At 68.0% G+C, this 26,225-nt stretch carries 23 protein-coding genes; 13 read left to right on the forward strand and 10 right to left on the reverse strand.

Features of this window, described 5'->3' with window-relative positions; genetic code table 11:
- Positions 1–14: 14 nt before the first annotated feature.
- The 3 genes from AC5P5W_RS04660 (at position 15) to AC5P5W_RS04670 (ending at position 4,322) form a co-directional block, all read left to right on the forward strand.
- Entirely contained in the window at positions 15–3,164 is a 3,150-nt protein-coding gene (locus tag AC5P5W_RS04660; RefSeq protein ID WP_142234661.1) for a multidrug efflux RND transporter permease subunit, read from the forward strand.
- A complete protein-coding gene (locus AC5P5W_RS04665; protein WP_014646981.1) occupies positions 3,145–3,537 on the forward strand; it encodes a nuclear transport factor 2 family protein in 393 nt (130 codons plus the stop codon). The genes AC5P5W_RS04660 and AC5P5W_RS04665 overlap by 20 nt, the downstream gene beginning before the upstream one ends.
- 83 nt (positions 3,538–3,620) lie before the next feature.
- Positions 3,621–4,322, forward strand: a complete 702-nt coding sequence (locus tag AC5P5W_RS04670; protein ID WP_142234662.1) for a COG3650 family protein — start codon at positions 3,621–3,623, stop codon at positions 4,320–4,322.
- A gap of 119 nt (positions 4,323–4,441) precedes the next feature.
- Here AC5P5W_RS04670 and yeiP read toward each other — a convergent pair whose 3' ends face one another.
- From yeiP to AC5P5W_RS04695, 5 genes are all read right to left on the reverse strand, one after another.
- On the reverse strand, positions 4,442–5,008 hold the full coding sequence (gene yeiP / locus AC5P5W_RS04675) for an elongation factor P-like protein YeiP (RefSeq protein WP_005409468.1): 567 nt from the start codon (positions 5,006–5,008) through the stop codon (positions 4,442–4,444).
- Between the two features lie 49 nt (positions 5,009–5,057).
- Positions 5,058–5,828, reverse strand: coding sequence for an SDR family oxidoreductase (locus tag AC5P5W_RS04680; RefSeq protein WP_014646983.1), 771 nt, complete (start codon positions 5,826–5,828; stop codon positions 5,058–5,060).
- Positions 5,829–5,929: 101 nt separating this feature from the next.
- A complete protein-coding gene (locus AC5P5W_RS04685) occupies positions 5,930–6,826 on the reverse strand; it encodes a hydroxymethylglutaryl-CoA lyase (RefSeq protein WP_049440083.1) in 897 nt (298 codons plus the stop codon).
- A complete protein-coding gene (locus AC5P5W_RS04690; protein ID WP_142234663.1) occupies positions 6,823–7,224 on the reverse strand; it encodes a VOC family protein in 402 nt (133 codons plus the stop codon). The genes AC5P5W_RS04685 and AC5P5W_RS04690 overlap by 4 nt, the downstream gene beginning before the upstream one ends.
- A gap of 2 nt (positions 7,225–7,226) precedes the next feature.
- Positions 7,227–8,015: an enoyl-CoA hydratase/isomerase family protein gene (locus AC5P5W_RS04695; protein WP_014037048.1), complete on the reverse strand. Its 789-nt coding sequence runs from the start codon at positions 8,013–8,015 to the stop codon at positions 7,227–7,229.
- 119 nt (positions 8,016–8,134) lie between these two features.
- Between AC5P5W_RS04695 and AC5P5W_RS04700 the strand changes: the two genes are divergently transcribed.
- The 3 genes from AC5P5W_RS04700 to AC5P5W_RS04710 are packed head-to-tail and all read left to right on the forward strand — an operon-like array spanning position 8,135 to position 10,496.
- On the forward strand, positions 8,135–8,389 hold the full coding sequence (locus tag AC5P5W_RS04700; protein ID WP_005416370.1) for a FeoA family protein: 255 nt from the start codon (positions 8,135–8,137) through the stop codon (positions 8,387–8,389).
- Positions 8,386–10,251 (forward strand): ferrous iron transporter B, encoded by a 1,866-nt coding sequence (feoB, locus tag AC5P5W_RS04705; RefSeq protein WP_142234664.1) that lies wholly within the window; start codon positions 8,386–8,388, stop codon positions 10,249–10,251. Before AC5P5W_RS04700 ends, feoB begins: the two co-directional genes overlap by 4 nt.
- Complete coding sequence (locus AC5P5W_RS04710; RefSeq protein WP_032959473.1) at positions 10,251–10,496, forward strand: DUF6587 family protein; 246 nt, start codon at positions 10,251–10,253, stop codon at positions 10,494–10,496. Before feoB ends, AC5P5W_RS04710 begins: the two co-directional genes overlap by 1 nt.
- 106 nt (positions 10,497–10,602) lie before the next feature.
- Here AC5P5W_RS04710 and AC5P5W_RS04715 read toward each other — a convergent pair whose 3' ends face one another.
- From AC5P5W_RS04715 to AC5P5W_RS04730, 4 genes are all read right to left on the reverse strand, one after another.
- Positions 10,603–11,064 carry a DUF4304 domain-containing protein gene (locus tag AC5P5W_RS04715; protein ID WP_495220864.1) on the reverse strand — a complete coding sequence of 154 codons (462 nt, stop codon included), beginning with the start codon at positions 11,062–11,064 and terminating at the stop codon, positions 10,603–10,605.
- Between the two features lie 147 nt (positions 11,065–11,211).
- Entirely contained in the window at positions 11,212–11,793 is a 582-nt protein-coding gene (locus AC5P5W_RS04720; protein ID WP_049408776.1) for an NAD(P)H-dependent oxidoreductase, read from the reverse strand.
- A gap of 55 nt (positions 11,794–11,848) precedes the next feature.
- On the reverse strand, positions 11,849–12,244 hold the full coding sequence (locus AC5P5W_RS04725) for a MerR family transcriptional regulator (RefSeq protein ID WP_075077086.1): 396 nt from the start codon (positions 12,242–12,244) through the stop codon (positions 11,849–11,851).
- Between the two features lie 4 nt (positions 12,245–12,248).
- A complete protein-coding gene (locus AC5P5W_RS04730) occupies positions 12,249–13,010 on the reverse strand; it encodes a 3-oxoacyl-ACP reductase (protein ID WP_456044012.1) in 762 nt (253 codons plus the stop codon).
- 90 nt (positions 13,011–13,100) lie between these two features.
- Between AC5P5W_RS04730 and dapB the strand changes: the two genes are divergently transcribed.
- The 5 genes from dapB (at position 13,101) to AC5P5W_RS04755 (ending at position 20,072) form a co-directional block, all read left to right on the forward strand.
- The gene (gene dapB, locus AC5P5W_RS04735; protein WP_080052982.1) at positions 13,101–13,820 is read left to right on the forward strand and encodes a 4-hydroxy-tetrahydrodipicolinate reductase; all 720 of its coding nucleotides are present in this window, start codon (positions 13,101–13,103) and stop codon (positions 13,818–13,820) included.
- A 336-nt stretch (positions 13,821–14,156) separates the two neighbouring features.
- Complete coding sequence (gene carA, locus AC5P5W_RS04740; RefSeq protein ID WP_014646993.1) at positions 14,157–15,284, forward strand: glutamine-hydrolyzing carbamoyl-phosphate synthase small subunit; 1,128 nt, start codon at positions 14,157–14,159, stop codon at positions 15,282–15,284.
- 150 nt (positions 15,285–15,434) lie between these two features.
- Complete coding sequence (gene carB, locus AC5P5W_RS04745; RefSeq protein ID WP_046429957.1) at positions 15,435–18,677, forward strand: carbamoyl-phosphate synthase large subunit; 3,243 nt, start codon at positions 15,435–15,437, stop codon at positions 18,675–18,677.
- Positions 18,678–18,685: 8 nt separating this feature from the next.
- Positions 18,686–19,150 carry a transcription elongation factor GreA gene (gene greA, locus AC5P5W_RS04750; protein WP_495220878.1) on the forward strand — a complete coding sequence of 155 codons (465 nt, stop codon included), beginning with the start codon at positions 18,686–18,688 and terminating at the stop codon, positions 19,148–19,150.
- Between the two features lie 4 nt (positions 19,151–19,154).
- The gene (locus tag AC5P5W_RS04755) at positions 19,155–20,072 is read left to right on the forward strand and encodes a Regulatory protein, RpfE type (RefSeq protein ID WP_014646995.1); all 918 of its coding nucleotides are present in this window, start codon (positions 19,155–19,157) and stop codon (positions 20,070–20,072) included.
- A gap of 112 nt (positions 20,073–20,184) precedes the next feature.
- On the opposite strand, the gene AC5P5W_RS04760 is transcribed toward AC5P5W_RS04755, so the two are convergent.
- A complete protein-coding gene (locus AC5P5W_RS04760) occupies positions 20,185–21,225 on the reverse strand; it encodes a DUF1176 domain-containing protein (protein WP_197574513.1) in 1,041 nt (346 codons plus the stop codon).
- Positions 21,226–21,371: 146 nt separating this feature from the next.
- On the opposite strand from AC5P5W_RS04760, the gene recJ reads away from it, so the two are divergent.
- The gene (recJ, locus tag AC5P5W_RS04765) at positions 21,372–23,129 is read left to right on the forward strand and encodes a single-stranded-DNA-specific exonuclease RecJ (RefSeq protein WP_481443349.1); all 1,758 of its coding nucleotides are present in this window, start codon (positions 21,372–21,374) and stop codon (positions 23,127–23,129) included.
- A gap of 142 nt (positions 23,130–23,271) precedes the next feature.
- Positions 23,272–26,184 carry a DUF2135 domain-containing protein gene (locus AC5P5W_RS04770; RefSeq protein WP_197574511.1) on the forward strand — a complete coding sequence of 971 codons (2,913 nt, stop codon included), beginning with the start codon at positions 23,272–23,274 and terminating at the stop codon, positions 26,182–26,184.
- The last annotated feature ends 41 nt before the right edge of the window (positions 26,185–26,225 follow it).

Raw genomic sequence — 26,225 nt, forward strand, 5'->3', positions numbered from 1 at the left:
CAGGAAAATCCAACATGGCACGTTTCTTCATCGATCGCCCGGTGTTCGCCTGGGTGCTGGCGATCTTCATCATCCTGGCCGGCGCGCTGGCGATTCCGCGCCTGGCCGTGGAGCGCTATCCGGCGGTCGCGCCGCCCAGCGTCAGCATCTATGCCAGCTACCCGGGTGCGAGCCCGCAGACGTTGAACGATGCGGTGGTCGGCCTGATCGAGCGCGAGCTGTCCAGCGTCAAGCATCTGCTTTACTTCGAATCGTCGGTGGACACCTCCGGCGAAGCCTCGATCACCGCCACCTTCAAGCCCGGCACCAATCCGGAACTGGCGCAGGTGGACGTGCAGAACCGGATCAAGGCGATCGAGCCGCGCCTTCCGCGCAGCGTGCGGCAGAACGGCCTGTTCGTGGAGGCCGCCGATTCCGGCTTCCTGATGCTGGTCGGCCTGCGTTCGCCGGATGCCAGCGTCAGCGAGGCCGCGCTGGGCGATTTCATGGCGCGCAACATCATCGAAGAGCTGCGCCGCATCGATGGCGTCGGTCGCGTGCAGTTGTTCGGTGCCGAGCAGGCGATGCGCGTGTGGCTGGACCCGACCCGGTTGACCGGCTACGGCCTGACCATGGGCGATGTGGCCACTGCCATCGAGCAGCAGAACCTGGAGATCTCGCCGGGGCGCATCGGTGATTCGCCGGGTGTTCCAGGCCAGCGCATCACCGTGCCGCTCAGCGCCGACGGCCAGTTGTCCACGCCGGAACAGTTCGCGGCGATCGTACTGCGCGCCGGGGCCGACGGTTCACGGGTGGTGCTGGGTGATGTCGCCCGCGTCGAACTGGGCGCGCAGAGCTATGCCTGGGGCACCCGCGAGGATGGCCATCCGGCCACCGCCGCCGGGGTGCAGCTGCGGCCGGGCGCGAATGCGGTGCGCACGGCGTCGGCGGTCCGTGAGCGCATGGCGGAACTGGCGCCGCTGTTGCCGCGCGGCGTGGAGGCGAGCATCCCGTTCGACACCGCGCCGTTCGTCAAGATCTCGATCCAGAAGGTGGTGCAGACGCTGCTGGAGGCGATGCTGCTGGTGTTCGCGGTGATGTACCTGTTCCTGCAGAACTGGCGCTACACGCTGATTCCTGCGCTGGTCGCACCGATCGCGCTGCTCGGTACCTTCGCGGTGATGCTGGCGCTGGGCTTCTCGATCAACGTGCTGACCATGTTCGGCATGGTGCTGGCGATCGGCATCATCGTCGACGACGCGATCGTGGTGGTCGAGGGCGTGGAGCGGATCATGGCCGAGGAGGGCCTGCCGCCGCGCGAGGCGACCATCAAGGCGATGCGCGAGCTGACCGGCGCGGTGATCGGCATCACCCTGGTGCTGACCGCGGTGTTCATTCCGATGGCCTTGGCCAGCGGCTCGGTGGGCGCGATCTACCGCCAGTTCACCGTGGCGATGGCGGTGTCCATCCTGTTCTCGGCGCTGCTGGCACTGAGCCTGACACCGGCGCTGTGCGCGACCCTGCTGCGCCCGAACACCCACGGCCATCATGGTCGTGGCGGGCTGTTCGGCGCCTTCAATCGTGGCTTCGAGGCGTTGACCGGGCGCTACCAGCGTGGCGTGGCCTCCGTGCTGCAGCGAAGCGGCCGGGTGATGGGCGTGTTCGCCGCGCTGGTGGCGGCGCAGCTGCTGGGCCTGCACTGGCTGCCGGGCGCGTTCCTGCCGGAAGAGGACCAGGGCTATTTCATGACCTCGATCCAGCTGCCGGCCGAAGCCACCGCCGAACGCACGCTGGCGGTGGTCGAAGCCTACGAACGGCACGTGGCCTCGCGCCCGGGCATCGGCTCCAACCAGTCGATCCTCGGTTACAGCTTCTCCGGTTCCGGCCCGAGCGCGGCGCTGACCTACACCATGCTGAAGGACTGGGGTGAGCGTGCTGGCGCCACCGCGGCCGGCGAGGTGGAGGCCGCGCAGCAGGCGATGGCCACGGTTGCCGAGGGTGAGGTGATGAGCGTGATGCCGCCGGCGATCGACAGCCTGGGCCGTTCGTCCGGGTTCTCGCTGGCCCTGCAGGCGCGTACCGGGCAGAGCCAGGCCGAGCTGCGCGCGGCCCTGCAGCAGCTGCTGAAGCTGGCCGAGGCCAGTCCGCTGCTGTCGGAGGTGCATGCCGATGGCCTGCCGGCAGGTACCAGCGTGCGGCTGGACATTGATCGCGCCAAGGCCGAGGCGATGGGCGTGGGCTTCGAGCACATCAGCAGCACGCTGTCAGCGGCGATGGGCTCGCAGTACGTCAATGATTTCCCCAACAAGGGCCGGTTGCAGCAGGTGATCCTGCAGGCCGACGCGCCGCATCGCATGGAACTGGAGGACGTGCTGAAACTGTACGTGCGCAACAGCGAGGGCGGCATGGTGGCGTTGTCGGAACTGGTGACCCCGCACTGGACCGAGGCGCCGCTGCAGCTGCAGCGCTACCTCGGCTTCCCGGCGTTGAATCTGTCCGGCGCACCGGCCTCCGGCGTGTCGACCGGCCAGGCCATGGCGGAGATGGAGCGGTTGGCCGGGAAGCTGCCGTCCGGTTTTGCCCTGCAGTGGACCAGCCAGTCGCTGCAGGAGCGTGAGTCGGGGGCGCAGGCGCCGTGGCTGCTGTTGTTGTCGATGCTGGTGGTGTTCCTGGTGCTGGCGGCGCTGTACGAGAGCTGGTCGATTCCGCTGGCGGTGATGCTGGTGGTGCCACTTGGCCTGCTCGGTGCGGTCGCCGCGGTGCTGTTGCGTGGCATGCCCAACGATGTGTTCTTCAAGGTCGGCATGATCACCGTGATCGGGCTGTCGGCGAAGAACGCGATCCTCATTGTCGAGTTCGCGCGGCAGCTGCAGCAGCAGGGGCGCGGCCTGGTCGAGGCGGCATTGGAGGCGGCCAGGCTGCGCCTGCGCCCGATCGTGATGACCTCGCTGGCATTCGCGCTGGGCGTGGTGCCGCTGATGCTGGCGCAGGGCGCGTCGAAGGAAACCCAGCAGGCGATTGGAACCGGTGTGTTCGGCGGGATGGTCAGTGCGACCGTGCTGGCCGTGTTCTTCGTGCCGGTCTTCTATGTAGTGGTGCAGGGCGCGCGGCAGTGGATCGCGCAGCGCCTGCGCAGGCGCCGGCCGATGCCGGGAGGAACCGTGGATGGAACGGAACATCGTTGAAGATCTGCATGAGCAGCAGTTGATGGCGCTGGAGCAGCGCCTGTGCGCGGCGCTGCTGGAAAATGACCACGATGCGTTGAACGCGCTGGTATCGCCGGCCTTGTTCATGATGGAAGGCCACGGCGGCCGCATGCTCGATCTGCCATGGCTGGGCGATTGGCTGGCCGGCAGCGTGCAGGTGCGAAGCCTGCAGCTGCACGCGGTGGAGACGCTGCTGTGTGGCCGCCTGGCGTTGCTGTCCAGCGACGTGCGGTTGTCCGTGTGGCGGCAGGGCCGGGAGCGTGAAGTGAAGCTGCGCCTGCTGCGGGTCTGGGCCTGCAGTTCCGGCGGCAGCGGTGCGCAGCTGTTGTCGATGGCGGTACTGGCCGCGTGAGTACGGTCAGGCCGCTTTCAGGCCGCGCTCACCGGCAGGTGGTAGGGTCGAAGGTCTCTGTAGTGTCGACAAGGAGTCGAGCCATGCGTGTAGTTCCCAGTCTGTTGGCAGCCTCGCTCGGGTTGGTGCTGGCCGCGTGCCAGCCGGCCCAGGCACCCGCTGCGGGCGGCACCGATGCCGCGCCGCCGGCGGCGCCCGAACCGGCTGCCAGCACCAGCGCCGGTACCGGCAGCGAGACCACGTACCAGTGTGGTGATCTGAGCGTGCGCGCGGCCTTCAATGGCGAGGATGCGGCCACGGTGGTGATCGGCGAACGTACCTTCGCCATGACCTCCGAGCGTGCGGCGTCGGGTGCCAGGTACGGTGATGGCCAGGGCAACAGCTTCTGGACCAAGGGCAGCGATGACGGCCTGTTGAGCCTGAAGGGCGAGGCGGACCGCGAGTGCCATGCGGTCGAAGCGACCGAAGGCGATGGCAGCGCGGGCACGGCCGCGTTCCGCGCCACGGGCAACGAGCCGGGCTGGTTGGCGGTCGTCGATGGCGACGCGCCGGGCCTGAGGGTGGAAGTTGACTATGGCGAGCGTCGCTTCGACGTCGCCACGCCCACCGAAGGTGCTGACGGTTGGAGTGGCAAGGCGTCCGACGGTACCGACGTCAAGCTCAGCTTCCAGCGCACCACCTGCCAGGACGACATGAGCGGCGAGGCGTTCGATGCCAAGGTGAACCTGACCATCGGCACCCGCCAGTACCACGGCTGCGGCAACTTCGGCGCGAAGCAGCCGTAAGCCTTCTGTAGAGCCGAGTCCACGCTCGGCTCTACACGATCGCTACATCCGATGCGCTGCCCGCTGCCTGCGGCGAGCACGCCGCAAGCAGGGACAGGCAGCCGATCAGCGCAAGGCGCTTAGTCGGCACGGCCGGCGAATTCGCCGGTGGCGGTGTTCACCAGCACGCGTTCGCCGTTGACGATGTATTCCGGCACCATGATCTCGATGCCGGTGTTGAGCTTGGCCGGCTTCGGGCGCTTGGTGGCAGTGCCGCCCTTCAGTTCCGGCGGGGTCTCGATCACTTCCAGCACCACCGAGGCCGGCAGCTGGATCGCCACCGGCTGCTCGTCGATCACCTGCACGTAGATGCCGGTCAGGCCGTCGGTGATGTAGCCAGCGTCATCGCCGATCACGTCCGCGTCCAGGGTGTAGGGGGTGTAGTCCTCGTCATCGAGGAACACGAAGGCATCGCCGTCCTTGTACGAATAGGTGGACTGGCGGCGCAGCAGTTCGACCTCGACCAGGTTGTCGTCGGCATCGAAGCTGGCGTCGAGCTTGTTGCCGCCCGGCACGCTGTACATGATGAAGCGGAAGCGGACGTTGCCGCCGCGACCCTGCGGCGAGCTGCGCTCGATGTCGCGGATCTGGTACACGCCGTTGTTGTACTCGACGACGTTGCCCTTCTTGATGTCGTTGGCTTTCATGGTGATCTAGGTCGTTGGGGGAGGGCGCCGTCCCGGCGCCCGGGGGGAATCACTTCGGAGCGAGGCGGGTAGCGCCGTCCAGGCGGATGGTCTCGCCGTTGAGGTAGGTGTTGCCGAGGATGAAGCCGACCAGGCTGGCGAAGTCTTCCGGCTTGCCCAGGCGCGACGGGAACGGGATCGAGGCGGCCAGCGACTGCTGCACGGCTTCGGGCATGCCATCGACCATCGGCGTCCAGAACACGCCAGGAGCAATCGTATTGACGCGGATGCCGAAGCGCGACAGTTCGCGCGCCATCGGCAGCGTCATCGACACCACGCCGCCCTTGCTGGCGGCATACGCGGCCTGGCCGATCTGTCCTTCATAGGCAGCGATGCTGGCGGTGTTGATGATCACGCCGCGCTCGCCGTCTTCGCCGGCGTCGTTGTGCTGCATGCGGTTGGCCGCGGCCTTGGCGACGTTGAAGCTGCCGACCAGGTTGACCATCACCGTGCCCTGGAAGCCGGCCAGCGGCATCGGGCCTTCCTTGCCGAGCACGCGACCGGCGCCGAGGATGCCGGCGCAGTTCATCGCCACGTTCAGGCCGCCGAGGAAATCGTGGGCCTGGTCGATGGCTGCAGCCACGGCCGCCTCATCGCTGACATTGACATTGAAATAGCGGGCCTTGTCGGCACCCAGCCCGGCAACGGCAGCTGCACCCTTGTCGTCGTTGAGGTCGAACAGAGCCACCTTGCCGCCCTGGGCGACGAGGTGCTGGGCCACGGCCAGGCCGAGGCCGGAGACGCCGCCAGTGATCACGGCACGTACGGAAGACAGCTGCATTGAACGGTCCTGCAGGTTCGAGAACCGCCGATTCTAACGGAAGCGGCGACCGTCGCCGTTGTGCGCTGCGCCGCCCGAGCGGGAGCGGCGCAGCGGGTTGCTCAGCCGGTCGCTGCGAGCGCCTGGCCGGTGCGGCTGGCGGTGGCGCGGCCGAGCAGGCCGGCCAGCCAGCGGCCGGTCTCGGCCAGTGCCGGCAGGTCCACGCCACTGTCCAGGCCCAGGCCCTGCAGCAGGTAGACCACGTCCTCGCTGGCGACGTTGCCGCTGGCCCCCTTCGCGTACGGGCAGCCACCGGCGCCCGAGACTGCACTGTCGACCACGCGCACGCCTGCTTCCAGGCAGGTGGCGATGTTGGCGATGGCCTGGCCGTAGGTGTCGTGGAAGTGCACGGCCAAGGCTTCCATCGGGATCTCGGCAGCGACCGCCTGCAGCATCGCCCGTGCCTTGCGTGGGGTGCCGACGCCGATGGTGTCGCCCAGCGAGATTTCGTAACAGCCCATCTGGTGCAGCGCGCGCGCCACCCGCACCACGTCGGCCAGCGGCACCTCGCCCTGGTAGGGGCAGCCGAGCACGGTGGAGACGTAGCCGCGCACGCGCACGCCATCGGCGGCGGCGCGGCGCAGGATCGGCTCGAACCGGGCCAGCGATTCGTCGATGCCGGCATTGGTGTTGGTGCGGTTGAAGGCCTCGGACGCAGCGGTGAACACCGCCACTTCCTCCACGCCCACCGCGCGGGCGCGGTCGTAGCCCTGTTCGTTCGGCACCAGTACCGGGTAGTGGATGCCCGGCCGGCGCTGGATGCCGGCGTAGACCTCGGCGGCATCGGCCAGCTGCGGAATCCACTTCGGGCTGACGAAACTGGTCGCCTCGATGCTGCGCAGGCCGGTGGCCGACAAGCGGTTGATCAGTTCGATCTTGTCGGCGGTGGACACCGATTGCTTTTCGTTCTGAAGGCCGTCACGCGGGCCGACCTCGACGATGCGGACGTAGTCGCTCATGCAGCCACCTCGCCGATGGGGCGATGGCAGACCGCTTCGATGTTGTTGCCGTCCGGATCGAGCACGAAGGCGGCGTAGTAATCCGGGTGGTACCACGGGCGCAGGCCCGGCGCGCCGTTGTCGCGGCCACCGGCGGCGAGGGCGGCGGCGTGGAAGGCGTCCACCTGCGCGCGGCTGGCGCAGGCGAAGGCCACGTGCACGCCGTGGCTGGCGGTGCCGCCATTGCCGAGCCAGAAGAACGGCTTGCCGTCGCTGCCGAAGCCGATGTGGTCGTGGTCGCCGGTCTGTTCGGCGCTCACTTCCATCACCACGCCGATCTGCAGCGGCGCCAGCGCCTGCAGGAAGAAGGTCCTGCTGCGCGCCAGGTCGGCGCTGGTCAAACCAAGATGATCGAGCATGTTCAGGCTTCCGTGACCCAATGGGGGGCGCGCTTGTCGAGGAAGGCGCCCAGGCCTTCCTGGCCCTCGGCGGACACCCGCAGGCGCGCGATCAGGGCGGCATTATCCCGATCCAGCGCGTCGCGGTCATGGCTGTCGCGGACCTGCCGGACCAGCTGCTTTGCGGTGGACGAGGCGATCGGGCCGGCCTTGTCGAGCAGGGCCAGCTGGCGCTCCAGCGCTTCGTCCAGGCGCTCGGGCTCGACCAGCTGGTGGACCAGGCCGATGCGCAGTGCGGTATCGGCGTCGAAGTGCTCGCCGGTGGCGAACCAGCGCCGCGCCTGGCGCGGGCCGATGGCCTCGATCACGTAAGGCGAGATCACCGCCGGCAGCAGGCCAAGGCGGCTTTCGGTCAGGCCGAAGCGGGCCGAGGTGCTGGCGATGGCAATGTCGCAGCAGGCAACCAGGCCGACGCCGCCACCGAAGGCCGCGCCGTGGACCCGGGCCAGGGTCGGCTTGGGCAGCTCGTCCAGGGTGCGCATCAGCCGTGCCAGTGCCAGCGAGTCCTCGCGGTTGTCGGCCTCGCTGGCCGCCGCCATGCCGCGCATCCACTGCATGTCGGCACCGGCCGAGAAGGAGGCGCCGTGGCCGGCGACCACCACGGCCCGGACCGAATCATCGCGGCCGGCGGCTTCCAGCGCGGCGGTCAGCCGGGCGATCAGGCTGGCGTCAAAGGCGTTGTGCAGCTCCGGCCGGTTCAGCCAGAGGGTGAGGACGGCGCCACGGCGCTCGATCTGCAAAGCATCGTTCATGGGATTCCAGGGTCACTCCATACCTGTATGGATCATAGCGGGCCATTGGTCATGGGCCATGACGCGACGCGGGAATGTTAGAATCGAGAACCATTTACATCCAGCAGAGAACACGCTAGATGACGCTGTCCGAACTGCCGCTGCACACCTCGGCCGTGGTCGAGTCCGTGCAGGACCTGCATGCCAACGATGCCATTGCCCGGCGCCTGCGCGAGCTGGGTTTCGTGAACGGCGAGGAAGTGCGCCTGGTGGCCAAGGGCCCGGTGGGCGGCGAGCCGCTGCTGGTGCAGGTCGGGTTCACCCGGTTCGCGCTGCGGATCAGTGAAGCCAAGCGGGTCGTGGTCGACGCCGCCAGCCAGGAACGACGTGCATGACCGCAATCGCCGCCACCGCCCCCCTGCGCATCGCGCTGGTCGGTAACCCCAACAGCGGCAAGACCGCGCTGTTCAACCAGCTGACCGGCAGCCGGCAGAAGGTCGCCAACTACACCGGCGTCACCGTCGAGCGCAAGGAGGGCCGCCTGCGCGCGCCGTCCGGCCGTGAATTCGCCGTGCTTGACCTGCCGGGCGCCTACAGCCTGCATCCGGCCAGCCTGGACGAGGCGATCACTCGTGACCTGTGCCGGGGCTTCTACCCGGGCGAGGCCGCGCCGGACGTGCTGCTGTGCGTGATCGACGCCACCAACCTGCGCCTGCACCTGCGCTTCGCGCTGGAGCTGCGCGAACTGGGCAAGCCGATGGTGGTGGCCCTGAACATGGTCGACGCGGCCCAGCGCCGCGGCATCCAGGTGGATGTGGCCGCGCTGGAACGCGAGCTGGGCGTGCCGGTGGTGGAGACCGTGGCGGTGCGCAAGCAGGGCGCCAAGGCCCTGGTCGAGCGCCTGGACGCCATGGTGCCGCACCTGGATGCGCCGGTGCTGGGCCCGGAAGGTGGCATCGATTACCACGCCAAGGTGCGCGGGATCCTGTCGGTCGCCGTGCGCATGCCGGCACGGACCGCGAAGATCGACGACGCGCTGGACCGCTGGCTGCTGCACCCGGTGTTCGGCCTGGTCAGCCTGGCGATGGTGATGTTCCTGATCTTCCAGGCGGTGTACGCCTGGGCGACGCCGCTGATGGACGGCATCGAGGCTGGCTTCGCCTGGCTCGGCACCTTTGTTGGCAGCGTGCTGCCGGAAGGCCCGCTGGCCAGCCTGCTGACCGACGGCATCATCGCAGGCGTCGGCGGCGTGGTGGTGTTCCTGCCGCAGATCCTGATCCTGTTCTTCTTCATCCTGGTGCTGGAGGAGTCCGGCTACCTGCCGCGTGCGGCGTTCCTGCTCGACCGCATGATGGCGGCCGCCGGCCTGTCCGGTCGCTCGTTCATCCCGCTGCTGTCCAGCTTCGCCTGCGCGGTGCCGGGCATCATGTCCACGCGCAGCATCCAGGACCCGCGTGACCGCCTGGCCACGATCCTGGTGGCGCCGCTGATGACCTGCTCGGCGCGCCTGCCGGTGTACGCGCTGCTGATCGGTGCGTTCATTCCGCAGAAGACGGTGTGGGGCGTGTTCAACCAGCAGGGCCTGGTGCTGTTCGGCCTGTATGCGGCGGGCATTCTCAGCGCGCTGGCGATGTCGTGGATCATGAAGAAGTGGCGTCGCGACAAGAGCGAGCACCCGCTGATGCTGGAGCTGCCGTCGTACCGCCTGCCGCATGTGCGCGACCTGGCCGTGGGGCTGTACGAGCGCGGCATGATCTTCCTCAAGCGCGTCGGCGGCATCATCCTGGCGCTGACCATCCTGCTGTGGGTGCTGCTGTCGTTCCCGGCGGCACCGGCCGACGCCACGATGCCAGCCATCGACTACAGCTACGCCGGCCAGATCGGCCATGCGATGGCGGTGTTCTTCGCGCCGCTGGGCTTCAACTGGCAGATCTGCATCGCGCTGATCCCGGGCCTGGCCGCGCGCGAGGTGGCGGTGTCGTCGCTGGCCACCGTGTATGCGCTGTCGGCCGCCGATGACGATGCCGCCAGCCAGGCGCTGACCCCGCTGATCAGCGATGGCTGGTCGCTGGCGACCGCGCTGTCGCTGCTGGTCTGGTACATCTACGCCCCGATGTGCATCTCGACGCTGGCCACCATCAAGCGCGAGACCAATTCGTGGAAGCAGATGGGCTTTGCCGCGTTCTACCTGTTCGCAGCGGCTTATGTGGCCGCACTGATCACCTATCAGGTGACCAGGGCGCTGGGAGGCGGCTGATGGATACCGGCCTGCTGATCCAGTACCTGATCATCGCGGTGGCTGTGCTGGTCAGTGCCTGGGTGGTGCTGAAGAAGCAGTTCCCGGGCACCGTGCGCACGCTGCGCGGTGCGTTGGCGTTGGCCCTGTTGAAGCCGGGCCGCGCCGCCTGGCTGCAGGCGCTGGGGCGGAAGATCGCGCCGCCGGCAACGGGCGGTGGTGGTGCCTGTGGCGGTTGCGACAGCTGCGGGCCGACCAAGAAGTAGCGTCGAGCCATGCTCGACGGCGGCCGGCCGGTGGGTGCGAACCTTCGGCCGGTGGTGCGGGCCTTCGCCCTGTGGGTGCGAACCTTGGTTCGCACGCTCTCGGGATTCAGACCTCTCTGCGGATGATCGCCCGGAAGTTCCCGTCCCGGTTCAATCGCCGCACCGATTCCCTGTTCCCATGGGCTGCCGCGAAACCTGCCACGTCGGCCAGGGCATCGAGCAGCAGGGCCTTCAACGCGTCGCGGTTACCGGCCTCCAGCAGATCTTCAAGATCCTGCTGGATGAAGGTCCGGCGCAGGCCCGGCGTTTCTTCGATCCGCCAGTCGACATGGGGCGTGGGGATGCTGGAGCGGTACCGGAAAGCCGTTTCAAGATCGTCAGGCGCGAGGGGATACGTGAGCAGTTCCGGAAAGTAGAGTCCAGCATTCACATAGAAGCCCCGGCTTTCGCTGGCGCGCTGGTGATTCACGACAAGCAGCGCGGCGTCCAGCAAGCGGTAGCGGGTCGTCGACGTACCGGCAAAGCCGGTCTTCCTGGCGCGCTTGCTGAAGACGGTCGAGGATTTCATGGGCTTTGCCTGGGCCGTAACAAGGGCCCACAGCCTTGAGGCGCAGTGCCTGACGGTCAATTGGCAAACGCGACACCCGCAACGAACGCCCCAGGTGGGTGCGAACGCTCCAGGTGGGTGCGAACCTTGGTTCGCACGCTCTTCCAGCTAGTTGGCCCGTGAGCCCAGCTCCGCTGCCAACGCCAGCCACCGGTTGCGTTGCTCCGGCGAGCTGCTGCGCACCGCACCGAGTCGGCTGACCCGCACCGGGCGGATGCCGCAGAATTCCAGAATAGTGGCGCGGATCTGGGTGATGCCCGGGTCGCGGTAGATCCAGCGGTAATACCAGGGCGGCGTATCCAGCGTGGTGATCACCCGTGCGCTGCGACCGGCCAGCAGCCGGTCCCACCAGACTGAATCGCGCCGGTAGCGGAAGGCGTACCCCGGCAGCAGCACGCGATCGAAGAAGCCCTTCAGCAGCGCCGGCATCGCGCCCCACCAGGTGGGATAGACCAGCACCAGATGGTCGCAGGCCTCGATCGCATCCGCAGTGTCCTGCAGGTCGGCTTCCAGCGGCTGGATCTGGCGGTAGCCATGGCGCAGCACCGGATCGAACTCGAGTTCGCCCAGTGCGATCAGGCGCACCCGATGGCCAGCATTCTCGGCGGCGGTGGCGTAGCGCTGGGCGAGGGCACCGCACAGGCTGTCGCGGTCGGGATGGCCGAGCAGGATCAGGATGGAACGGGACACGGCAACCTCGGGCAATGGAAAGTGCGCGAGGTTGGGCTATGCCCTTGGGGCAGAGTCAACCACCAGCGGCGCAGCAGCTGGGCTCCAGGATGCAGTCACCGCTACCGGAGTGCAGCCACTGCCGCAGTTCGTCGCTGACCTGCTGCAGGTCGAGCTCGACCTGCGCCAGCCGTGCCCGCTCGCTGGCGATGCGGCTGCGTTGTTGCTCAAGCAGGGCCAGCACCGCGGGCCAGTCGAGCCGTCCGTCGCGGCCCTGCAGGCGGGAGATCGCGGCCAGGGTGATGCCCAGCGCCAACGCCTGGCGGATCAGCTGCACCCAGGCCACATCCTGTTCGCTGTAGTCGCGATAGCGGTTCAGCCGCGGCACCGGCGGCAGTAGTCCGCGCGCCTCGTACAGGCGGATGGCCTTGGCGCTGGCGCCGGTCAGGCGGCTGACCTCGGAAATGCGCATTGGCTCAGTCCCGCACCAGCCCGCCATCGACCACCAGGTTCTGCCCGGTCACCGCGCGCGACCAGGGGCTGGCGAAGAACAGCGCGGCATCGGCGAATTCTGCTGGCGTGGTAACGCTGCGCAGTGGCGTGTTGGCGGCGATGTAGTCGAACACTGCCTCCGGCGTGGCAGCGCTGGCATCGGTGGTGCGCAGCAGGCCGCCGGACAGCATGTTCACGGTGATGCCATGCGGGCCGAGGTCGCCGGCCAGCGTGCGCGTGAGGGACAGTAGCGCGGCCTTGGCGGCGGTGTAGTCGTGGTAGGGCACGACCGGGTTCTGGAACAGGTTGGTGCCGATGTTGATGATGCGGCCGAAGCGGCGGGCCTGCATGCCGGGCAGGGCGGCCTGCACGGTGTTCAGCGCGCCGCGCACGCTGCCCTCGAACTGCGCCTGGAACGCCGGCCAGCCGATATCGGCGGCGCCGTCGCGGGCATCACCATTGAACGAGAACGCGGCGAGCGCGTTGTTGACCACGGTGGTGACGCCCTGGCCGAAGTGGGCCAGGGCGTGCTGCAGCATTGCATCGACCTGGCTGCGGTCGGTGACGTCGGCCGGCAGCGCGATCGCCTGTCCGCCCAGCTCGGCGGCCAGCGCCCGTGCGAGGCCTTCGCTGCGGTGGTAGTTGACGATGACGCGCGCACCCTGCGCCGCGAACGCGCGGGCGATGTGCTGGCCAAGGCCGCGGCCGGCGCCGGTGATCAGCACCAGCTGTTCGCTGATCTGCATGAGGGAGCTGCCATCCATTGCATGAAAGGGCATGCAGCGTAGCAGCGATGGCGCTTGCCGGAGCGGGCGTGCTGCCGCTAGCCTGCAGGCATGAACCAGACTCCCTTGCGATTGCTCATTCACGGTGCCTCCGGGCGCATGGGCCAGGCCCTGCTGCGGCTGGCCGCCGAACATCCCGAAACCCTGCAGATCGTGGCCGCAGTGACCGGCCGTGCGCCGGCACAGCGCGTGGTCGACGGCGTGCCGTTCTTCGGCGCCAGTGAGCTGCCCGGCGCGCCGGTGTTCGATGTGGCGATCGACTTCAGCCTGCCGGAGGGCTTCGACCCGATGCTGGCGCTGTGCGTGGAGCGGGGTGCCGGGCTGGTGTCGGGCACCACCGGTATCTCCAGCACGCAGCGCCAGGCGCTGGAGGCCGCGGCGGCGAAGATCCCGCTGGTATGGGCCTCGAACTTCAGCCTGGGCGTGGCGGTACTGGACGAGCTGGTGGAGCGCGCGGCGCAGGCGCTGGCCGGCTGGGACTGCGACATCGTCGAATCGCACCACACCCAGAAGAAGGATGCGCCATCGGGCACCGCGCTGACCCTGGGCGCGGCCGCGCAACGGGGCGGGGCGGAGCCGCACTACGCCAGCCTGCGTGCCGGTGACATCGTGGGCGAGCACCTGGTGCAGTTCACCGGTCTGGGCGAGCGCATCGAGCTGGTGCATCGGGCCACCAACCGCGACATCTTCGCCCGCGGCGCCCTGTTCGCCGCCCGCCAGCTGCAGGGGCGGGCGCCGGGCAGCTACCGGGTAAGGGATCTGCTGCAGTAGGGCGGGCTGATTCCTGGGGTCGGATCCCTTTCCTGCGGAAAGGGCTCTGACCCCATCCGAGGGCGCCTGGGGTCAGAGCCTTTCCCATTCGGGAAATGGATCCGACCCCGCCTCCGGCCCGCATACGCCATCGGATTGAAATGAATGCGCAATCGCCTGTTCATGAAGCGCGATAACCGCTGGCGCGAGCGCCCCGGCAGCGCTACAATTCGCACTCGCCGAATCACGAAAGCCGGACCGGTCCCAGACCGTACGTCCGCGCTTTTTTGCAACCGGATTTCCGTGAAGCGCAGGCGTGACTTCGGCAGCCCCCTCGGTAGCCAAAGTGAGATTCCCGTGACCCAAGCCGCAATCCTCGTCCTCGAAGACGGCACCGTATTCGAGGGCGAATCCGTAGGCGCGCCCGGCCTGTCCGTCGGTGAGGTGGTGTTCAACACCGCCATGACCGGCTATCAGGAAGTGCTGACCGACCCGTCCTACGCCCGGCAGATGGTCACGCTGACCTATCCGCATATCGGTAACACCGGCATGACCGACCAGGACAACGAAGCGTCCAAGGTGTGGTCGGCCGGCCTGATCGTGCGCGACGTTCCGCGCCGCCCCAGCAACTGGCGCAGCCAGGTGTCGCTGCAGGACTGGCTGATCCAGCGTGGCGTGGTTGCCATCGCCGGCATCGACACCCGCAAGCTGACCCGCATCCTGCGCGAGAAGGGCGCGCAGAACGGTGCGCTGATGGCCGGCGACATCGACGTGGAAAAGGCACTGGAAGCCGCCCGCAAGTTCCCGGGGCTGAAGGGCATGGATCTGGCCAAGGTCGTCACTACCGAGAAGACCTACACCTGGACCGAGGGCCAGCTGGACCTGGATGCCAATGCCTTCGTCAGCGTGCCGGCCCGGTTCAAGGTCGTGGCCTACGACTTCGGCGTGAAGACCAACATCCTGCGCATGCTGGCCGAGCGTGGCTGCGAAGTGACCGTGGTACCGGCGCAGACCCCGGCCGCCGAAGTGCTGGCCCTGAAGCCGGACGGCGTGTTCCTGTCCAACGGCCCGGGTGACCCGGAGCCGTGTGACTACGCCATCGAAGCGATCAAGACCTTCATCGATGTGAAGATCCCGACCTTCGGCATCTGCCTGGGCCACCAGCTGCTGGGCCTGGCCTCGGGCGCGCAGACCATGAAGATGGGCCATGGCCACCACGGTGCCAATCACCCGGTGCAGGACCTGGACAGCGGCCGGGTGATGATCACCTCGCAGAACCACGGCTTCGCGATCGATGAAGCGACCCTGCCGCCGACCCTGCGCGTGACCCACCGCTCGCTGTTCGACGGCACCAACCAGGGTGTCGCCCGCACCGACGTGCCGGCGTTCTCGTTCCAGGGCCACCCGGAAGCGTCGCCGGGCCCGACCGATGTCGGTCCGCTGTTCGACCGCTTCGTGGTGCTGATGGAGCAGGCCAAGGCGTGATCAGTACGCCGCCGGCCCCCCCGGTGGCGTCGCGATGGACCGTAAACCCCGCATCGCTGCTGCCCCCGGCGCGGCGCTGCGGATCAAGATTCCTGATCGACAGCGTGCGATCACTCCCCCTTGTCACGCTGTACTGACTTAGAGAAGAAAATGCCCAAGCGCACTGACCTCAAGACCATCCTCATCATCGGTGCTGGCCCGATCGTCATCGGCCAGGCCTGCGAGTTCGACTACTCCGGCGCCCAGGCCTGCAAGGCCCTGCGTGACGAGGGTTACCGCGTGGTGCTGGTCAACAGCAACCCGGCCACGATCATGACCGACCCGGAGATGGCCGACGCCGTCTACATCGAGCCGATCAACTGGCAGACGGTCGAGAAGATCATCGCCAAGGAAAAGCCCGATGCGCTGCTGCCGACCATGGGTGGCCAGACCGCGCTGAACTGCGCGCTGGACCTGGCCGACAACGGCGTGCTGGAGAAGTACAACGTCGAACTGATCGGCGCCAAGCGCGAAGCGATCCGCATGGCCGAAGACCGCGAGCTGTTCCGCGTGGCCATGGGTGAGATCGGCCTGGAATGCCCGACCGCCGCCGTCGCCCACACCCTGGACGAAGCGCTGGAGATCCAGACCCGCGTCGGCTACCCGACCATCATCCGCCCCAGCTTCACTCTGGGCGGCAGCGGTGGCGGCATCGCCTACAACCGCGAAGAGCTGGTCGAGATCGTCAGCCGCGGCCTGGAACTGTCGCCGACCACCGAGGTGCTGGTGGAAGAGTCGGTGCTGGGCTGGAAGGAGTTCGAGATGGAAGTGGTCCGCGACACTGCGGACAACTGCATCATCGTCTGCTCGATCGAAAACCTGGACCCGATGGGCGTGCACACCGGTGACTCGATCACCGTGGCGCCGGCGCAGACCCTGACGGACAAGGAGTACCAGCGCCTGCGCGATGCCTCCATCGCCGTGCTGCGCAAGATCGGCGTCGATACCGGTGGCTCGAACGTGCAGTTCGGCATCAACCCGAAGACCGGCCGCGTGGTCGTCATTGAGATGAACCCGCGCGTGTCGCGTTCCTCGGCGCTGGCCTCCAAGGCCACCGGCTTCCCGATCGCCAAGGTCGCCGCCAAGCTGGCCGTGGGTTACACCCTGGACGAACTGAAGAACGAGATCACCGGTGGCCTGACCCCGGCCTCGTTCGAACCGTCGATCGACTATGTCGTCACCAAGATCCCGCGTTTCGCCTTCGAGAAGTTCCCGGCCGCCGACGCCCGCCTGACCACCCAGATGAAGTCGGTGGGTGAGGTGATGGCGATGGGCCGCACCTTCCAGGAGTCGGTGCAGAAGGCCCTGCGTGGCCTGGAAACCGGCAAGGTCGGCTTCGACCCGACCGGCCTGGACCTGGCCAACGAAGACGACCTGCAGACCCTGCGTCGCGAGCTGAAGGCGCCGGGCCCGGAGCGCCTGTTCTTCGTCGCCGATGCGTTCCGCGCCGGCATGAGCGTGGAAGAGATCTACGCACTGTCGTTCATCGACCACTGGTTCCTGGACCAGATCGAGGAAATCATCGCTGCAGAAGGCGAAGTCGCGGCCGGTGGCATCGACGCGCTGGACGCCGCACGCCTGCGCAAGCTGAAGCGTGCTGGCTTCTCCGATGCGCGCCTGGCGCAGCTGACCGGCACCAATGAAGCCGCCATCCGCGCGCTGCGTCGTGCGCACAAGGTGCGCCCAGTCTACAAGCGCGTGGACTCCTGTGCGGGTGAATTCTCCACCGGTACCGCCTACCTGTACTCGACCTACGAGGACGAGTGCGAGGCCGCGCCGAGCAACCGCGACAAGATCATGATCCTGGGCGGTGGCCCGAACCGCATCGGCCAGGGCATCGAGTTCGACTACTGCTGCGTGCACGCGGCACTGGCGCTGCGCGAGGATGGCTATGAAACCATCATGGTCAACTGCAACCCGGAAACCGTGTCGACCGACTACGACACCTCCGACCGCCTGTACTTCGAACCGCTGACCCTGGAAGACGTGCTGGAGATCGTCGAACTGGAACAGCCGAAGGGCGTGATCGTGCAGTACGGCGGCCAGACCCCGCTGAAGCTGGCGCGCGCGCTGGAAGCCAATGGCGTGCCGGTGATCGGCACCAGCCCGGACTCGATCGACCTGGCCGAAGACCGCGAGCGCTTCCAGCAGCTGGTCGACAAGCTGGGCCTGAAGCAGCCGCCGAACCGCATCGCCCGCAACGACCAGGAAGCCCTGCTGCTGGCCCGCGAGATCGGCTACCCGCTGGTGGTGCGCCCGAGCTACGTGCTGGGCGGCCGTGCGATGGAAATCGTCTACGGCGAAGCCGACCTGGCCCGCTACGTGCGCGACGCGGTGAAGGTGTCCAACGATTCGCCGGTGCTGCTGGACCGCTTCCTCGACAACGCCGTGGAGTGCGACGTCGACATCATTGCCGATGCCCAGGGCAACGTCCTGATCGGTGGCGTGATGGAGCACATCGAAGAAGCCGGCGTGCACTCGGGCGATTCCTCGTGCTCGCTGCCGCCGTACTCGCTGTCGGCTGAAACCCAGGCCGAGCTGCGCCGCCAGGTGGTGGAGCTGGCCAAGGCCCTGAACGTGGTCGGCCTGATGAACACCCAGTTCGCGATCCAGACCAGCGACGAGGGTGCCGACACCATCTACCTGCTGGAAGTGAACCCGCGTGCCTCGCGCACCGTGCCGTTCGTGTCCAAGGCCACCGGCATGCCGCTGGCCAAGATCGCCGCCCGCTGCATGGCCGGCAAGACGCTCGCCGAGCAGGGCGCGACCAAGGAAATCGTGCCGGACTACTACTCGGTGAAGGAAGCGATCTTCCCGTTCGCCAAGTTCCAGGGCGTCGACCCGATCCTCGGGCCGGAGATGCGCTCCACCGGTGAGGTGATGGGCGTGGGCCGCACCTTCAACGCCGCCTTCGCGCGGGCGCAGGAAGCCGGCGGCATCAAGGCACCGCCGGTTGGCAAGGCCTTCGTCTCGGTGCGTGATCCGGACAAGAAGCGCGTGCTGCCGGTGGCCAAGGCGCTGCTGGCGCGTGGCTACAGCCTGGTCGCCACCCGTGGCACCGCCGCTTGGCTGCAGCAGCACGGCATGGACTGCGAGATCATCAACAAGGTGGTCGAAGGCCGTCCGCACATCGTCGACTCGATCAAGAACGGCGAGATCGTCTACATCGTCAACACGACCGAAGGTCGTTCGGCGATCAACGACTCGTTCTCGATCCGTCGCGAGGCGCTGCAGCATCGCGTCACCTACTCGACCACCATTGCCGGCGCCAAGGCGCTGGTGGATTCACTGGAATTCCGCGGCACCGGTCCCGTCTGGTCGCTGCAGGAGCTGCACAAGGAGTTGAATGCATGAGAGCCCCCATCACCATGAAGGGCGCGCAGAAGCTGCGCGACGAACTGGATCACCTGAAGTCGGTCAAGCGCCCGAAGGTGATCGCCGCCATCGCCGAAGCGCGTGAGCATGGCGACCTGAAGGAGAACGCCGAGTACCACGCCGCGCGCGAGGAACAGGGCTTCATCGAAGGCCGCATCAAGCAGCTGGAAGGCGAGCTGTCGCACGCCGAGATCATCGACGTGAGCAAGCTCAACTCCGGCTCCAAGGTGGTGTTCGGCGCCAGCGTGACGCTGGCCGACGTGGAAACCGACGAAGAGAAGAAGTACCAGATCGTCGGTGACCTGGAAGCGGACATCAAGCTGGGCCTGATCGCGATTTCCTCGCCGGTGGCGCGCGCGATGATCGGCAAGCTGGAAGGCGATTCGATCGTGATCGACGCCCCGGCCGGCCAGCGCGAGTACGAGATCGTCAGCGTCAGCTACGTGGACTGAAACGGTGGCAACGGCGACCCTGCTGTTGCCGGCCCGCAGCCGCTTTGCCGCGGCTGCGTTGCCGGACGATGTGGCACGTGCGCTCGGCCGTGCCACGACCGTGCAGGTCGCGCCTGGCGAACGCGCGCAGCTGACGCGCCATTTCGCGGTTGCCGCGCCGCACTGGCCGGTGGCCGCGTTGACCCGCCAGCGCGACGTCGGCGATGCGGCCGGCGCCAGCTGGCTGCGTGCCGATCCGGCCTGCATGGTGCCGGACATGCATGGCGCGCGGATGATGGCCTACGGCGAAACGCTGCGGCCGACGCTGGCCGACAGCCTGGCCCTGCTGCCGGTGCTGCAGCCCTTGTTTGCCGATGCCGGGTTCGTGCTTGACGCACCGGACCCGTCGCGCTGGTACCTGCGGCTTCCAATCGACCTGGTGCTGCCGGACTTCAATAGTCCGGACGAGGTGCTGGGCGATGACCTGTTCTCGCATCTGCCGGAGGGCGAGGGCGGCCGTCGCTGGCGGGCGCTGATGACCGAAGCGCAGGTACTGCTGCACAACCATTCCTGGAACCAGCAGCGCGCCGCTCAGGGACAACAGCCGATCAATTCGCTGTGGTTCTGGGGCGGTGGCGTGATGCCGGTGTCGGTCAGCACGCCGCACGCACAGGTGCGCAGCCGCGATGCCCTGCTGCAGGGCCTGGCCCTGGCGGCTGGCGTAGCCGTGGATGGCGAGCAGGCGGTGGATGCACTGGTCGACCTGCGCCAGCTGCGTTCGCTGCAGCAGCTCGGCAATGATGCAATCCGGCCGCTGCTGGCCGCGCTGAAGCGTGGCGAGCTGCAGCGGCTGGTGCTGGATTTCGAGGACGGCCTGCAGTTCCAGCTGGACCGCGGCCAGCGCTGGCAGTTCTGGAAGAAGCCGCGCCAGCTTCACGATTGATCGGGGTCGACCGATCGGGGTCGGATCCGTTTTCCATCGGAAAACGGCTCTGACCCCCAGGATTTGTCGGGGTTGCCGACCAGCGGCCGGCACTACCGCAGGTAGCGGCGCCTCAACGGACCTCGCTGACCACCGTCGGCAGTGTCCAGTGCCCACCGAGCATATTGCGACACTGGCCCGTCGTGAAATCGCTGCTCTTCACGAAGCGCTCCCCGTCCCACACCCAGTCATTGGCGGAGATGCAATCGCCGACACCGCGGCCTCGGGAGCGGCCTCGCAGCGTAGCGTCATCGCGGTCAAAATCTTCGGCCAGGTTGGTGACAAAGGTCGCCTGGTACGGCGATTTATCTCGCACCACCCAGTAGGCGTTGCTCATGTTGTAGGCACCCACGAAGCAACTGGTGCTTGCCAGTACATGCTGGGCGTCCAGTCGCTGGATCTCGATCTCATCTGTCCCGCCATCGCTCAGGCGGCCGCACTCATCCGGCTTCGGCAGGCTGGCGATCAGCGCCTTGCGCAGGCCCGGTGCCTTGGCCAGCGCCGCGTCCGAGGCGCGCGGTGCCATCAGCGTGCCGCGCACGATCACTGGCACCGGCAACGCCGCAGGCACGCTCGCTTCGGGCTTGTCGCCACGCCGCACCAGCGCACCGGGCGTGCCCAGCCGGCCCTGGGCCTCGTCCATCTTCAGCAGTACGGCCGCTGCGCCGCTGTCGGAGATCGGCCACGCCTTGCCCTTGCCGTCGATGATCTCGATGCGTGCCTGGCGCGGCAGTGCGGCGACCAGTGCATCGGTCTGTGCCTGCTGCAACAACACGTTGTCCCCGTCGCCGGTGTCGTGCACCGGGCCCAGGTCCTTGCCGTTCAGGCGCAGGCGCAGCGCCCCGGTCGGCGTCGGGCTTTCGCCATCCTCGCCATTGCGCAGCCGCGCGAGCACCTTCGTAGCCGGGCCGCCCGCGCGTTCCAGCATCAGGCTGAGCAGATTGCCGGGTTCTTCCGGGCTGTAGCCGGCGGCGCGGCAGGTGCGGGTGTTGTCACAGGCCAGCGACCAGTCGTTGTGCTGGAACTGCACGCCGGCCTTCGGTTCGGGTGTGGCGGCGTGGGCGGCCGGGGCCAGGGCAAGGCCCAGCAGCGCGGGAAGCAGCGTGCGATGCATGCGTTGAAGTCCATTTCAGGGCCGACAAGCATGGAAGATATGCTGGCAGATTCCAAATGCTCGCGATCAGGGGGGGGGGCTCCTGCGGGCAGAGAGATCCGACCCCGCGCTATCATGGGGATGTCTTCCGCAACCCGGCGATGCCGATGTCCCTTGCCGCCGATGCTGTGCAGCCATTCCCTGATACGCCGACGATCCGCCGCCGCGATGCGGTTGCGCCCGGCAGCTGGCCGGAGGGCACGCTGCCGCTGCTGGCGCGTCTCTATGCCAACCGGGGCGCGGGTACACCGGAGTTGGCGCAGCCGAAACTGGGCCATCTGCACGCCCCCGAGCTGCTGACCGGCATCGATGATGCGGTGGGCCTGCTGATCGAGGCCATCGCCAATGACAAGCGCATCCTGGTGGTCGGCGATTTCGATTGCGATGGCGCCACCGCCTGTGCGGTCGGCGTGCGTGGCCTGCGCATGCTCGGCGCGCAGCATGTCTTCCACGCGGTGCCGAACCGAATGGTGCACGGCTACGGCCTGTCACCTTCTCTGGTGGAGGAGCTGGCCGAGCTGCAGCCGGACCTGCTGGTCACGGTCGACCACGGCATCGCCTGCCATGCGGGCGTGATCGCGGCCAAGGCGCGGGGCTGGCAGGTGCTGGTCACCGACCATCACCTACCCGGGCCGCAGCTGCCGCCGGCCGATGTCATCGTCGATCCCAATCTCGACGGTGATGCCTTCCCCAGCAAGTCGCTGGCCGGCGTCGGCGTGATCTTCTACGTGCTGATGGCGCTGCGCCGGCACATGCGCGAGGCCGGCGTCTTCGCCGATGGCAAGGGGCCGGACCTGACCACGCTGCTGGACCTGGTGGCGGTCGGCACCGTCGCCGACATGGTGGCGCTGGATCCGAACAACCGGGCACTGGTCAGCGCGGGCCTGCGGCGTCTGCGCGCGGGGCAGGGCTGTGTCGGCCTGCGTGCGCTGATCGAAGCCAGCGGCCGTGATGCCGCGCGGCTCACAGCCACCGACATCGGCTTCGCGCTCGGCCCGCGCCTGAATGCCGCGGGCCGGCTGGAAGACATGGCGCTGGGCATCGCGCTGCTGCTGACCGAAGACCCGCGCCAGGCGCGCGAGATCGCGCAGACGCTGGAGCAGATCAATTCGGAACGGCGCGCCGTGCAGCAGTCGATGACCGACGATGCCGAGCAGGCGTTGACCCGCGTGGTGCTCGACATGTCGGGGCAGCGACCGGTGGCGGCCTGCCTGTTCGATGCCGACTGGCATCCGGGTGTGGTTGGCCTGGTCGCATCGAAGATGAAGGATCGCCTGCATCGCCCGGTGATCGCCTTTGCCCCGGCCGAACCGGGCGCCGACACCCTGCGTGGCTCGGCGCGCTCGATTCCCGGCCTGCACATCCGTGACGCCCTGGCGCTGGTCGACGCGCGCCATCCGGGCCTGATCGAACGCTTCGGCGGCCACGCCATGGCGGCCGGGCTCAGCCTGCGGCGTGACCACGTCGATGACTTCAAGGCCGCCTTCGTCGCCGTGGTGCTGGAAATGCTCGACCCGGCGGCACTGCAGCAGCAGGTCCTCAGTGATGGCGAACTGGCGGCGGACGAGCTGGACCATCGCCACGCCGATGCGTTGCGCCTGGCCGGGCCGTGGGGCCAGGGCTTCCCCGAGCCGCTGTTCGACGGCCACTTCGAAGTGGCCAACTGGCGCGTGCTGAAGGAGCGTCACCTGAAGCTGGAACTGCGCCTGCCCGGCGTACCCGGCACGATCAACGCCATCCATTTCGGCGGCTGGCACGGCAACGCGCCCGGTCGCCATGTGCATCTCGCCTATCGCCTCGCCTGCGACGACTATCGCGGCGGCAGCGCCATCCAGCTGATCGTGGAGCACTGCCTGCCCGCATGAAAAAAGGGGACGGAGGGGATTAAGTCGCTTGTGCCTTGTTTGCCACTTGCGACTTAATCCCCTCCGTCCCCTTTTTGGGGGCGCCAACCCCATTACGGTTGCTGGTGCGTTCAAAGGTTCACGATCCCACTGGAGTCCGCTCATGGTCTTCGTCCGTTGCTGCACTGTGTTGTTGCTGGCCCTCGCGGCCTGGCCCGCTGGCGCGCAGTCGCCGCCGATCTCCCGGCCGCAGGCCAGCATGCCTTTGCTGATTGCCCCGGCCGCCGAGCAGGCGGTGCAGCTGCGACACGCCCACATCGAAGGCGAAGTCCAGGCCGGCATCGCCCAGACCCGGATCACACTGGAATTCCACAACCCGAACCGGCGCGTGCTGGAGGGCGAGCTGCAGTTCCCGCTGGCCGACGGTCAGCAGGTCAGCGGCTTCGCGCTGGATATCAACGGCGAGATGCGTGACGCGGTGCCGGTGCCCAAGGATCGCGGCCGCCAGGTGTTCGAGGAGATCGCCCGTCGCGGGGTCGACCCGGGCCTGCTGGAACAGACCGCTGGCAACCAGTTCCGGTTGCGCATCTACCCGCTGCCGGCCGGCGGTAGCCGGCGCGTGGAGCTGGTGATTCGCGAGCCGTTGGCCTTCGCCGGCCAAGGCTGGCAGTGGACACTGCCGCTGCAGTTCGCCGCCGGTGCAGCCTCGGTTGAGCTGAAACTGCAGGCCCCCGACACGGCCACCGCGGGTACGGCGCCATTCCGCATCAGCGCGGGCCAGCTGCAGTGGCAGGGCAGGGGCGCGCAGCTGCCGCAGCAGCTGCAGTGGAGCCTGCCGGCAGCCCGACAGGCACAGGTGCAGGTGGCGCCCTGGCAGGACGGCCATTACCTGTTGGCGCAGCTGCCGGTGGTGGCCAGCAGCACGCCGCGCACGTTGCCCAGCGAGATCGGCCTGCTGTGGGACGGCTCCGGTTCGGCGGGACAGCGCGATCGCTCGCGTGAGTTCGCCCTGCTGGATCGCTACTTCGCTGCGATGGGTGACGGCACCGTGGCCTTGACCGTGCTGCGCGATCGCGCCGAGCCGGTGCGTCGATTCCGCATCCGCGCCGGCAACTGGAACGAGCTGCGCGCAGCACTGCAGGCCGTGCGTCCGGACGGCGCCAGCGCACTGGCGCAGTGGCAGCCGCAGCCGGGCGTGAAGGAATACCTGCTGGTCAGCGATGGCCTGCTGACCTATGGGCCGGAACAGCTGCCGGCGATGGCGCCGGACCAACGCCTGTTTGCGGTCAGCAGCGCCGGCGCGCGCACCGATGCCGTGCGACTGCGTGGCTGGAGCGAAGCGCATGGTGGTCGCTTCGTAGCGCTGGGGAAGGATGTCGAATTGGCCGCCCGTGAGCTGCTATCGTCGCCGATGGATGTGCAGGTCGATGCAGGGCGCGGCGTGCAGGACGTGGTGATCGATCGTCGCAGTGAAGCCCAGGGCTGGTTGTGGCTGCATGCACGACTGGCGGCCGACGGTGTGCCGATGCGGGTGCGCGTGGGTGGCGGCGAATGGCAGGCGCTGCCCGCCACGCAGAAGAGCAACGACGGAGAACTGCTGGCGGGCTTGTGGGCGCAGGCGCGCCTGCAGCAGCTGGCCGCCGATCGCCGTGGCAACCGCGAGGCGATGCAGCGCCTGTCACAACAGTTCGGCCTGGTCGGGCCGGATACCTCGCTGATCGTGCTGGAGACGCTGGAGGACTACCTGCGCTATGCGATCCGCCCTTCGGGCACGTTGCGCGCCAAGTACGACGCCAGGTTTGCAGTGCAGGTAAGTGATCGCGCCGCAGCCGATCGCCAGCGCCTGGATGAAGTGGCCGCTCGCTGGAAGGAGCGCCAGCAGTGGTGGAACCGCAGCTGGCCGAAGGGTGTGCCGCCGCAGCCGAAGGGCGGGGCACTCGAAGTGGCCTCCGCGGACTACGCGATGGAATCAGCGCCGGTGGCGATGCTCGCCGCGCCGGCCCCGGCGGCACCACCCGCCCCGGCACCGATGGCCGCCGCCGCCGAGCAGCGCATGGAAGCCAGCAGCGCGCGTGCGCGTCGCTCAGCGCCTGCATCGAACAAGGCCCTGGATTCAATCACGGTCACTGGTGGCCGTGTCGCTGCGCCCGCTGCTGCCAACGACGGCCAACTCGGCATCCAGCTGGCGGCCTGGCAGCCGGACTCGGCCATCGCCCGGCGCCTGCGCGAGGGCCCGCCGTCGCAACTCTACGACCGCTATCTGGCCGAGCGCGATGCCCACGCCGACAGCAGCGCGTTCTTCCTCGATGTGGCCGACCTGCTGCTGGAGCAGGGCCAGCGCGAACTGGCACTGCGGGTACTGTCGAACCTGGCCGAGATGGATCTGGACAACCGGCATCTGCTGCGCGTGCTCGGCTACCGGCTGATGCAGGCTGATGCCCCGGCACTGGCGGTGCCGGTGTTCGAGCAGGTGCTGGCGATGGGCCAGGAAGAACCGCAGAGCTTCCGCGACCTGGGCCTGGCGCTGGCAGCGGCCGGCAAGCCGCAGCAGGCGCTGGCGCCGCTGTACCAGGTGGTGGTGCGGCCGTGGGACAGCCGCTTCGATGGCATCGCCCTGATCGCATTGGATGAGCTGACCAACCTGGTGGCGCGCAGCACGCCACGGCTGGATACCTCGGCCATCGACCCGCGCCTGCTGCAGGCAATGCCGCTGGACCTGCGCGTGGTGCTGTCCTGGGATGCCGACAACAGCGACATGGACCTGTGGGTGACCGACCCGAACGGCGAGCGTGCCTACTACGGCAACCGCCAGACCTACCAGGGCGGGCGGATGTCGCAGGACTTCACCGGCGGCTATGGCCCCGAGCAGTTCTCGCTGCGCAACGCCAAGCCGGGCAAGTACAAGGTCGAGGCGAACTATTTCGGCAGTCGCCAGCAGCTGGTGACCGGTGCGACGACGCTGATGCTGCGCCTGACCACCCATTGGGGCACGGCCAAGCAGAAGGACCAGATGGTGACGATGCGGCTGAAGGATCGCGCCGAAACCGTGCTGGTGGGCGAGTTCGAGGTGCGTTGATCGCTCGGGCACCCGTGTAGAGTCGAGCTGGCTCGACTGCC

The organism is Stenotrophomonas sp. YJH_SMC_123, assembly GCF_059368215.1.